Origin of the sequence: Pseudoalteromonas sp. MER144-MNA-CIBAN-0113 (assembly GCF_040308965.1) — a bacterium.
GTDB classification, from domain to species: Bacteria; Pseudomonadota; Gammaproteobacteria; order Enterobacterales; family Alteromonadaceae; genus Pseudoalteromonas; species Pseudoalteromonas tetraodonis.
This window is the reverse complement of sequence record NZ_JBEOOG010000555.1, coordinates 1-241: the sequence shown is the minus strand read 5'-3', so window position 1 is coordinate 241 and position 241 is coordinate 1. Positions and strand designations below refer to the sequence as shown.

At 41.5% G+C, this 241-nt stretch carries 1 protein-coding gene; it reads left to right on the top strand.

All coding sequences use genetic code 11. The annotated features are described in order from the left end of the window. The coding region (locus AAEY57_RS20915) for an ATP-binding protein (protein WP_350608771.1) at positions 1-241 on the top strand (241 nt) is incomplete at both ends.

Below are 241 nucleotides of genomic sequence, written 5' to 3'. Positions count from 1 at the left end.
GTTGGAAAGAGTACGAAACAGAAGTTGTACGTGATAAAAACGACAACTGTATTATTGTTTGTACCATTGAAAACTTTGACCCTATGGGTGTTCACACTGGCGATTCAATCACCGTTGCACCAGCGCAAACGCTAACCGACAAAGAATACCAAATTATGCGTAACGCCTCTATGGCAGTATTACGTGAAATTGGTGTAGAAACTGGCGGTTCTAACGTGCAGTTTGGTATTAATCCTGAAGA